This is a genomic window from Bhargavaea cecembensis, assembly GCF_000826125.2.
Taxonomy (GTDB): domain Bacteria; phylum Bacillota; class Bacilli; order Bacillales_A; family Planococcaceae; genus Bhargavaea; species Bhargavaea cecembensis_B.
Genome location: NZ_LN651371.1, coordinates 203,466 through 210,965, shown reverse-complemented (window position 1 = coordinate 210,965; position 7,500 = coordinate 203,466). Strand labels below are relative to the sequence as shown.

The 7,500-nt window shown below is 57.3% G+C and carries 9 protein-coding genes and 1 pseudogene (1 of these 10 cut by a window edge); 7 read left to right on the top strand and 3 right to left on the bottom strand.

Features of this window, described 5'->3' with window-relative positions; genetic code table 11:
- The 4 genes from BN1189_RS01540 to BN1189_RS01525 all read left to right on the top strand — a co-directional run.
- Positions 1-427, top strand: partial view of a DUF6241 domain-containing protein gene (locus BN1189_RS01540; RefSeq protein ID WP_052455567.1) — the 3' portion only. Its footprint begins 77 nt before the window's first position; the window shows 427 of its 504 coding nt (coding positions 78-504); its start codon lies beyond the left edge, outside the window; the stop codon is at positions 425-427.
- A gap of 97 nt (positions 428-524) precedes the next feature.
- Positions 525-1,937 (top strand): MDR family MFS transporter, encoded by a 1,413-nt coding sequence (locus tag BN1189_RS01535; RefSeq protein WP_040224946.1) that lies wholly within the window; start codon positions 525-527, stop codon positions 1,935-1,937.
- 303 nt (positions 1,938-2,240) lie between these two features.
- Positions 2,241-2,975: an SDR family NAD(P)-dependent oxidoreductase gene (locus BN1189_RS01530; RefSeq protein WP_040224905.1), complete on the top strand. Its 735-nt coding sequence runs from the start codon at positions 2,241-2,243 to the stop codon at positions 2,973-2,975.
- 146 nt (positions 2,976-3,121) lie between these two features.
- Positions 3,122-3,370 carry a hypothetical protein gene (locus tag BN1189_RS01525; protein WP_143242225.1) on the top strand — a complete coding sequence of 83 codons (249 nt, stop codon included), beginning with the start codon at positions 3,122-3,124 and terminating at the stop codon, positions 3,368-3,370.
- A 209-nt stretch (positions 3,371-3,579) separates the two neighbouring features.
- Here the strand turns inward: BN1189_RS01525 and BN1189_RS01520 are convergent, their stop codons facing one another.
- Positions 3,580-4,095, bottom strand: a complete 516-nt coding sequence (locus tag BN1189_RS01520; RefSeq protein WP_040224902.1) for a DIP1984 family protein — start codon at positions 4,093-4,095, stop codon at positions 3,580-3,582.
- Between the two features lie 2 nt (positions 4,096-4,097).
- Entirely contained in the window at positions 4,098-4,799 is a 702-nt protein-coding gene (locus BN1189_RS01515; RefSeq protein ID WP_052455566.1) for a B3/B4 domain-containing protein, read from the bottom strand.
- 54 nt (positions 4,800-4,853) lie between these two features.
- On the opposite strand from BN1189_RS01515, the gene queG reads away from it, so the two are divergent.
- The 3 genes from queG to BN1189_RS01500 all read left to right on the top strand — a co-directional run bounded on the left by queG (position 4,854) and on the right by BN1189_RS01500 (position 7,130).
- On the top strand, positions 4,854-6,008 hold the full coding sequence (queG, locus tag BN1189_RS01510; RefSeq protein ID WP_040224901.1) for a tRNA epoxyqueuosine(34) reductase QueG: 1,155 nt from the start codon (positions 4,854-4,856) through the stop codon (positions 6,006-6,008).
- Positions 6,005-6,478 carry a tRNA (uridine(34)/cytosine(34)/5-carboxymethylaminomethyluridine(34)-2'-O)-methyltransferase TrmL gene (gene trmL, locus BN1189_RS01505; protein WP_040224900.1) on the top strand — a complete coding sequence of 158 codons (474 nt, stop codon included), beginning with the start codon at positions 6,005-6,007 and terminating at the stop codon, positions 6,476-6,478. The genes queG and trmL overlap by 4 nt, the downstream gene beginning before the upstream one ends.
- Before the next feature lie 352 nt (positions 6,479-6,830).
- On the top strand, positions 6,831-7,130 hold the full coding sequence (locus tag BN1189_RS01500; protein ID WP_040224898.1) for a hypothetical protein: 300 nt from the start codon (positions 6,831-6,833) through the stop codon (positions 7,128-7,130).
- Between the two features lie 51 nt (positions 7,131-7,181).
- On the opposite strand, the pseudogene BN1189_RS01495 reads toward BN1189_RS01500, so the two are convergent.
- Positions 7,182-7,500: pseudogene (locus BN1189_RS01495) on the bottom strand (NCS2 family permease); the annotation flags it as partial.

The window sequence follows — 7,500 nt, the reverse complement described above, 5'->3', positions numbered from 1 at the left end:
TTCCGCAGTTCCGCCCGGTCCGCCGTCGGATTTGCCTGTCCCTGAAGGAAAGGAGGACGGGCAGCTCTATGATGAACCTCCCGATGAGGAACGCATGATGCAGGATCTGCACCGGATGACCCATCAGAAGATTGATGCGAAACAAAAGTGGGGCGCTCTGCAGATCACCCGGCGCCGGATTGATGAGATGCTCAGGACGGTCGAGGAAGGGAACTATGCGCACGGGGATTTGTATCGCGATATCCTCACGAAGTGGCAAGAAGGGGACTTCTCGAATACCGTGGAGGCGCATAATGCAATCTGGGACCTTCAGGACGGGACGGTTGGCAAAGCGAAGCGGCTGCTCACCCGCGAAGAAGAAGAAGACTTTATCCGGCGTCAGTTTGGTCGCAAGGCAAACGATGGCCAGGAGAAGGACAAGGAGTAGCACTGTCGCCATCCGCCTGCGATGAAGCAAATATTAGCATCACGGCACTCAAGCCGCCGTTGTTCAACGAAATGTGGGGTACCGAATTGTGAATGAAATCCAGCACTCTCTGCAAAAACCGGACTACAACCGGAATCTGATCGTCTTCGTCCTGATTTCGGGGGCATTCGTATCCCTTCTCAACCAGACGCTGCTGATCATCGCCCTGCCGCCGGTCATGACCGATTTTGGCATCGACGCCAATGCGGCACAGTGGCTGACGACCGCCTTTCTGCTCACGAACGGGATCCTGATCCCGGTGACGGCGTTTCTGATTGACCGGTTCTCAAGTAAAAAACTTTTGATCGTCGCCAATCTGTTGTTTGCGGCCGGGACACTGATCGGCGCACTGGCTCCGACATTCCCCGTCCTCCTGCTTGCCCGGGTCGTCCAGGCGGCCGGCGCAGGGATGATGATGCCGCTCATGCAGACGGTGCTTCTCACGATCTTTCCGATGAACCGGAGAGGCTCCGTGATGGGGCTGGTCGGTCTGGCCATCGGGTTTGCCCCGGCAATCGGACCTACCTTGTCCGGTTGGGTGCTGAGCCACCATTCATGGCGGGCACTTTTTTATATCATTCTGCCGCTTGCCGCATTGAACATCATCCTGGCCTCGACGGTCATGAAAAATGTGACCGAACAGAAGGATGTACGCATTGATCTTCTGTCGATCGTCCTTTCCACCCTCGGCTTCGGCGGCCTTCTGTACGCGTTCAGCAGTGTCGGCGCTGCCGGTTGGACAAGCCCGGCCGTCGCCGGCAGCTTCCTTGTCGGGGCCGTTTCGCTCTACCTGTTCATCCGCCGCCAGCTCCGCCTCGACCCGCCGATGCTGAACTTCAGTGTATTCCGCGTAGGGGTCTATAAATTGATTGTCCCGATGGGGATGATCGTGTTCGCGCTGTTGATCGGGACGGAGACGATCCTCCCGCTCTATGTCCAGCAGGTACGGGGCGGGACGGCGCTCCAATCGGGCCTGCTCCTCTTGCCGGGCGCCGTGGCGATGGGGGCAATGTCGCCTGTCGCCGGACGGATTTTCGACCGGGTCGGCCCCGGGGTGCTGGCCATTACCGGCTTCGGCCTTCAGGTGTTGACGACTATCCCATTTGTCATGATGGATGAGCAGACGCCGCTCGTTTGGCTGGGCGCTGTCTTTGCCGTCAGGATGGCGGGGCTCTCGATGCTGATGATGCCGCTCAGCACGGCAGGCATCAATTCCCTCCCGAGGCAACTGATCGCCCATGGCACGGCGATGGACAACACATTCCGCCAAGTGGGCGGTTCAATCGGCACGGCTCTGCTTGTCTCGGTCATGACCGGCTCTGCTGCCATTGTCCATGCAAGCAACGATCGTGCGGCACTTATGAGCGGCGTCCGGATTTCGTTCATCGTTGCCGGGGTCTTGGCCGTTGCCGGACTCTTCCTGGCGATCAGGCTTCGTACTTCCGTGCAGACCCGGACTTCCGGTGAATAAATGAAGATCATCCTGCGGAGCTGTCCGCAGGATTTTTTGGATGATCATGCCGGATGTTTAAAAAATAGACTTAGTGGTATACAAGTAAGGCGTAGATTTTAAGGCAGGTGGAAAAATATGAGTCGTGAATGGAATTTTATCATCGAAAATAAGTTGATTACAGTCTTCGGAAAAGACCCCAAGAAGGCAAAAGCGGAAGCAAGGAAAATCTTTGACTCGCTGAAGAAAAAAAGGGCATAATAGACGCCTGCCGGTAACGGCAAGGTGTTTTTTAAATACCTGAGATGACAGGAGGAAAGAATGATGGACAGACTGAAAGGCAAAGTGGCAATCATCACGGGTGGTGCCCGTGGGATGGGGGCGTCTCATGTACGGAGATTTGTCGAGGAAGGAGCAAAGGTTGTCTTCACGGATCTGAATGAGGAAGGCGGCAAGGCGTTTGCGGAGGAACTCGGCGGATCCGTGCGGTTCATCAAGCAGGACGTGACGAAAGCGGAGGACTGGGAATCCGTCGTGCTGGAAACGGAAAAGGAGTTCGGCAAGATTGATGTGCTCGTCAATAACGCCGGGATCAGCATGAGCAAATCGATTTTTGAGATCACCGAAGCGGATTACCGGAAAATCGTGGACATCAACCAGGTTTCCGTCTTCCTCGGCATCAAAGCCGTCGCTCCGCTGATGAAAGAAGCCGGAAGCGGATCGATCATCAACATCTCGTCGATGAACGGCCTCGTCGGCGGGGCTCCGGGCTACACGGATACGAAGTTTGCGGTCCGCGGCCTGACAAAAGCCGCTGCGCTGCAGCTGTCTCCGTTCGGCATCCGGGTCAATTCGGTCCACCCGGGCGTGATTGAGACGCCGATGGTCACGCAGGGGGATGCAGTGGAGCAGATCAAGGAGTTCGCCAAGCATATCCCGATGCGCCGGATGGCCCAGGCCGAGGAAGTCTCCGACATGGTCCTCTTCCTCGCATCCGACGAGTCGAGCTACTCGACCGGCTCCGAGTTTGTCATCGACGGCGGAATGACCGCCATGTAAGCCGGCTTCACCAGTAAACCGATGCCTTTTCCGAACAAGCGGAAAAGGCATTTTCCATGTCCGGATCGTTCGGAAAATGGTTGGGGGATAGGAATACGGGATATCCTTCAAGTATTCAACGTCGGATGGAAAGGAAGAAAGACGAATTGGAGATCATCGGACTGTTCCTGTTGATGGTGCCGATCGTATTGTTTAATTTTGCCCTCGAGGAGAGGGGCAGGAAAATGCTCAGACAGATTGAGGAGCAGGAAGGGACGGGCACGGCCGAGGATGCAAGCCGCTGGGTGGAAAAGGCGGATGAAGGCGAGAAGTGGACGAGCTCGGAACTGGCACTCGGCATGATGATATCGCTGTGCGGTCTTGGCATCTTCCTGTTTTACGGCGTGTTGAACTGATTCATGAAAACGCCCCTCCCGCAGAAGCGGAAGGGGTGTTTTCCATGGCCGGGCGCCGAAGACTAATTGAGGGATCCTTTGCGTTCGCCTGGGTCGGTGATGGGTGATCGGTCACAAGGGAACGGGTGAAGGATAATCGGTGCACAATTAAATTAAATGCGCCCGGGCCATGCTCCGGAACGGACTCTCACCGTCCCGGAGCTGGAATCTCAGAAATATGCGCTGTCGTCAAAGTCGAGGATGACCGAGTAATTTTTTGCGTTGATCGCATTCGATAGCTTATGTGCCCGGCGCTCGGCCTCTTCCGCTTTTTTCCGGTAATCTTCCGGGTCGAATGTGGCGATCCGGTAGATGACCGTCCCTTCGGCGTAGCCGTACTGGATCTCCTCTTTGTTGGCCTGGGCGAAGGTCTTGTACTGCATCGCCTTCGCACGGAGCTGGGTCGCCAGTTCGATCGCTTCCACGATCGGCATTTCCTCACCGTCCGCCTCGATCGTGTGGTCGATGTTGGCCCGGTAGATCAGGCGGTCGAGTGTCCGGCTGTCTTTTCTCACCTGTTCCAGCTCCCGCTCAATGTCTTCCATCGTGCGGGGTCCCTGTGCCGGCTTCCGGCCCTTCTCAACGAGGACGAATGCACTGCGCTGCATTTCATCGGTCAGTTCGTGGATCCGCTTCGACAGGATGCTTTTCAGCTTTACCCCTTCAGCAAGGTTGATCTTGCCCATGTTCATTCCTCCTCCGGAAACCGGGTTTCCGTATTTTCTTTATGAAGAAGGGCCACCCGGAAACTGCCGCCCGCAACCGACGTGAAGAGTCGCCCGATGTTATCCGCCAGTGCCATTGCCTCGCCCACATCCACAGACGGGCGGAGGTACAGCACATGCAGGGCCTTTTCCGTCTTGTTTGTGACGGCTGTCCGACCGGAGTCGACGAACGGACTGCCGAACGGGCCTGCTTCGTCTGCGGACACGAGAATGTTCTCCAGGCTGTTCATCCGGCCGTTCAGGCCTTCATAGGCGTCGTCGACGGTTCCTTTGCGGATCGTTGCGGGACCGGATAATCTGTCCGCGTCGTACAGTCCGCAAGGGATTCCCTCACGGAGCGAGAAAAAATTGTTCAGGTCGGCTCCGAGATTGATCGGGGAAGGGGCCTCGCCTTTCTTGATCCGGCGCATGAGCGCTTCCGCGGACGGACGGTATCTGCCGGGATCCTTGCCGAACGCCTTCCACACTTTCCGCCATTCGGCAATGCCGGGGATGTCCGTGACCGGCTTGTCTTCCAGGCTAAGCTCCAGCTCCCGGTAAAACAGATCAATCCGGCCTTCCAGCATCCCGGGCGCGTTCCTCAAGTCAATTCTGTTATAATGAATGATGCCGAATTTCAGATCCGGCACGGTTTCAAACAGAGATTCATCCGCTCGTATGATCAATTCAATCACCTGCGCTTTTATATCAGTTTATCATACAAGAAAGGAGGAGGGGACATGGACACTGCCACTCTCCAGCGGGAAATCCGGGAATTCGCAGAATCCGCGGGCATCGATAAGATCGGATTTACGACCGCCGACCCGTTCCGGGAGATGAAAAACCGGCTGCGGCGCCAGCAGGAGGCGGGCTTCCAGTCAGGCTTCGAGAAAGGAAGCCTTGAAGAACGGACGGACCCGTCGCAGCTCCTCGAAGAGCCGGAAAGCATCATCGCCATCGCGGTCGCCTATCCGTCAAAGCTGGACGACCCGCCGAAGGGCCGGAAAGGCGAACGGCGGGGGATGTTCTGCCGGGCTTCCTGGGGGCAGGATTACCACGATGTGCTCCGCGAAAAGCTCGCCCTTCTGGAACAGTTCATCCTTGAGCGCCGTCCGGATGCCCGTCTGAAGTCGATGGTCGACACCGGTGAACTCGTCGACCGGGCGGTGGCGGAGCGGGCCGGAATCGGATGGTCGGGCAAGAACTGCTCGATCATCACGCCGGAGTTCGGCTCGTACGTCTATCTCGGTGAGATGATCACGAACATCCCGTTTGCGCCCGACGAGCCGATCGAGGACGGCTGCGGGGACTGCACGCTCTGCCTCGATATTTGTCCGACCGGTGCGCTGATCGAAGGCGGGCGCCTGAACGCGCAGCGCTGCATCGCATTTCTGACCCAGACGAAAGGGAGCCTGCCCGAAGAGTTCCGCACGGAGATCGGCAACCGGGTGTACGGCTGCGACACATGCCAGACGATCTGTCCGAAAAACAAAGGGATGCATAACCGGATCCATGACGCATTCAAGCCGGAGCCGGAGCTCGCCAAGCCGTTGCTCACGCCGCTGCTGTCGCTGTCGAACCGGGAATTCAAGGAACGGTTCGGCCATATGTCCGGTTCCTGGCGTGGGAAGAACCCGATCCAGCGGAACGCCGTCTATGCGCTCGCCCATTTCCGGGAAGAGGCGGCGGTGCCGGAACTGATCCGCCTTCTCCGGGAAGATGCCCGCCCGTACATGCGGGGGGCTGCCGCTTATGCGCTCGGCAAGATCGGTTCGGACGATGCGGCCGCTTCGCTCCGGCACGCCGCCGTCCGGGAACAGGAAGGCGAGGTGCTGGAGGAAATCCGCGCCGCCATTCAACGCATCGAAGACCAGCAGAAGGAAGTGCCCAGATGACGATTCACGTAGTTTTGCATGAGCCGCTGATCCCGGCGAATACGGGAAACATTTCAAGGACCTGCGCCGGCACCGGAACGAAGCTTCACCTCGTCCGGCCGCTCGGCTTCTCGACGGAGGACCGGATGCTGAAGCGCGCCGGCCTCGATTACTGGGAGCATGTCGATCTTGAGTACCACGACGCGATCGAGGAAGTGTTTGATGCCTATCCGGAAGGGGAATTTTATTACCTGACGAAATTCGGCGACGGCAACTATGCCGCGAGGGACTTTTCCGATCCTGGGAAGGACGTGTTCTTCGTATTCGGAAAAGAGACGACCGGCCTGCCGAAGGAGCTGCTCGCAGAACATCCGGAACGGTGTCTCCGCATCCCGATGAACGGGCACATCCGCTCACTCAATCTGTCGAACACCGCTGCCATTCTCGTCTACGAGGCGCTCCGCCAGCGGGGATTTCCCGGCTTGTCCTGAGCGGAAAAGCATGAAAAAGAGACCTGCCGGAGAGGCAGGTCTCTTCTTTTCGATGTATTACTTGTCGATCGAGCCGGGCTTGTCTTCGTAGCCGCCTGTCAGGATGGCGGAAAGAAATGCGAAGATCACACCGAGAATCAAAAGAAGTCTCATGACGGTACCTCCTGTATCGAAGTTGCGGTCTCTTATCAGTATACCGCAACCGGCTCAAAAAGAAAACGGCCCGGCAGCGGATGTTGATGCCCGGCAGCCTGGAAGACAAAAAACTGACACGGAATTTCTTTCATAAAATGAAACTTTCGCCCCGGTCAGCCGTAGAACTAGTACATGAAACAGGAAAGCAGGGATAGATATGAGAGGTTCCACAATCATGCGCTGGGTAACGGCGATCGGCGAAGCATTCCTGGCCATCCCGTTCATCGGCGGCGCTTTTGTCATTAGCACCGGCTATTCGATTCTTGGCATCATGTTCGTCCTGCACGCGGTTACGCTCATTTTGGCGCTTCGGGACCATTCCGCCAAGTCCGGTTCCATCTTCGGACTTGTGACGAGCGCTGTTGCCTGGTTCCCGTTCGTCGGCTGGTTCATGCACCTCGTGGCTGCCGTTGTGCTCGCCTTCCAGGCAGTGCTCTCGCGCCCGAAATATTACTGAAACCCATCGAAAACGGCCCGCCTCCATTTGGAGTGCGGGCCGTTTTTTTGATCAATGCGGAAGGAACAGCAGCTGATAGGCGAACATGATCGCGAAGATATAAAGAAGCGGATGGACTTCCCGCCATTTCCCCTTTACGATCTTGATGATCGGCCAGGAGATGAAGCCGAGCGCGATCCCGGTCGCGATGCTCGATGTGAGCGGCATTGTGAGGATGATGAGGAATGCCGGGAACGCCTCTTCAAATGCATCCCAGTCGATCTCCTTCACGACGCCGATCATGAGGCTGCCGACGATGATCAGCGCCGGAGCGGTGATGGCCGCCACGCCGGACAGGGCGCCGACGAGCGGACCGAAAAACGACGCAATG

Coding starts and splice junctions, on each gene's coding strand:
- BN1189_RS01530 (WP_040224905.1), top strand. CDS start 2,241: ATGGACAGACTGAAAGGCAAAGTGGCAATCATCACGGGTGGTGCCCGT.
- BN1189_RS01520 (WP_040224902.1), bottom strand. CDS start 4,095: ATGGGCAAGATCAACCTTGCTGAAGGGGTAAAGCTGAAAAGCATCCTG.
- queG (WP_040224901.1), top strand. CDS start 4,854: ATGGACACTGCCACTCTCCAGCGGGAAATCCGGGAATTCGCAGAATCC.
- trmL (WP_040224900.1), top strand. CDS start 6,005: ATGACGATTCACGTAGTTTTGCATGAGCCGCTGATCCCGGCGAATACG.
- BN1189_RS01500 (WP_040224898.1), top strand. CDS start 6,831: ATGAGAGGTTCCACAATCATGCGCTGGGTAACGGCGATCGGCGAAGCA.